Annotated in this window: 1 protein-coding gene; it reads left to right on the top strand. The window is 63.3% G+C overall.

Going from position 1 to position 1,350, the window contains the following annotated elements:
* The first annotated feature begins 140 nt into the window (after positions 1 to 140).
* Positions 141 to 1,346, top strand: a complete 1,206-nt coding sequence (locus tag QMK34_RS47450) for a tyrosine-type recombinase/integrase (protein WP_326421624.1) — start codon at positions 141 to 143, stop codon at positions 1,344 to 1,346.
* The last annotated feature ends 4 nt before the right edge of the window (positions 1,347 to 1,350 follow it).

Genomic DNA, 1,350 nt, shown 5'->3' with positions numbered 1-1,350 from the left:
CATTCATTACCCCGACATCGCGGTTATGCCGATATATGATCGATCAGCGCAGGTCGGCGCGCTGTGGGGGCTTGCGATGTCGGCATAACCGCGGGTCAATTGATGCTTGTCTGTCCGTCGTTTCGGAGGGAGAAGTGATCATGATTGATCTGTCGAAGGTCCAGGTGGACGGCCCCTTGGAGCCGTTTGCGTCGGGGTTCGCCGCAGAGTTGTCGGCGGTGGGCTACACGCCGGGCTCGGTGCGTTGCCAGTTGGAGTTGGCCGCACATCTGGGCCGGTGGCTGGCTGCAGAGGGCCTCGGTGTGGTGTCACTGACGGCACCGGTGGTTGAACGGTTCCTGATTTCGCGTCGCGCCATGGGCTATCGGGCGTTCCGGTCCACGAAGGCGTTGGTGCCGTTGCTGACCTATCTGCGTCGGCTTGGGGAATTACCTATTGAGGTGGCTGCAACACCGACGCCTGTCGAGGCGTTGCTTGCGCGGTTTCGGAGGTATCTGATCGCGGAACGGGGTCTACAGATCGGGACAGCGCGCGGTTATGTCGATCTGGTGCGTCCGCTCGTTGCGGGCCGCGCCACAGTCGATGGTGTCGACGTGCGGGGACTCACCTCCGGCGATGTCACCTCGTTCCTGGTGGCCGAATCTCGCAGGCTGGCACCGAAAACCGTGCAGCGCTTGGCGACCGCGCTGCGATCGCTGCTGCGGTTCTGGTATCTGGACGGCGCGCTCGACGTGTCCTTGGTCGGGAGCGTCCCGAAGGTCGCTTACCGCAGTCCCGGCCTTCCCCGCGGGCTGGATCCGTCCGGGGTCGTTGCTTTGTTGTCCTCGTGCGATCGGGACCGCCCGGATGGGCTTCGGGATTTCGGGATCCTGACGCTCTTGGCCCGGATGGGACTACGTTCCGGTGAGGTCGCGGTCTTGCAGCTCGATGACATTGATTGGCGTCATGGTGAGATCACCTTACGAGGCAAGGGAAATCGACGTGACTTGCTTCCTCTGCCAACCGATGTCGGTGAAGCCATTGTGGACTATCTCCATCATGGTAGGCCTTCCGATGCGATGGACCGCCGAGTGTTCATCCGGACCAAGGCCCCGAATCGAGGCCTGACCACCGGCGGGATTACCCAAGCGGTGGCGGCCGCCGGACGGCGAGCCGGACTCGGCACGCTCTACGCGAACCGGCTGCGTCACACTGCAGCGACGTCAATGCTCAAGGCCGGGGCACCGCTGGCTGAAATCGGTCAAGTGCTGCGGCATCGAAGGCCGATCACCACAGCAATCTATGCGAAAGTCGACACCGAATCGTTGCGGCCCCTGGCTCGCCCGTGGCCGGCAGGTCTGTCATGACCAC

It is taken from the genome of Amycolatopsis sp. H20-H5 (assembly GCF_035828755.1).
Classification (GTDB): domain Bacteria; phylum Actinomycetota; class Actinomycetes; order Mycobacteriales; family Pseudonocardiaceae; genus Amycolatopsis.
The sequence above is the reverse complement of the archived record's forward strand: the minus strand, read 5'-3'. Positions and strand labels throughout refer to the sequence as shown.

What these genes read in the sequence shown, in the direction of transcription:
- QMK34_RS47450 (WP_326421624.1), top strand. Translation starts at nt 141, where the DNA reads ATGATTGATCTGTCGAAGGTCCAGGTGGACGGCCCCTTGGAGCCGTTT.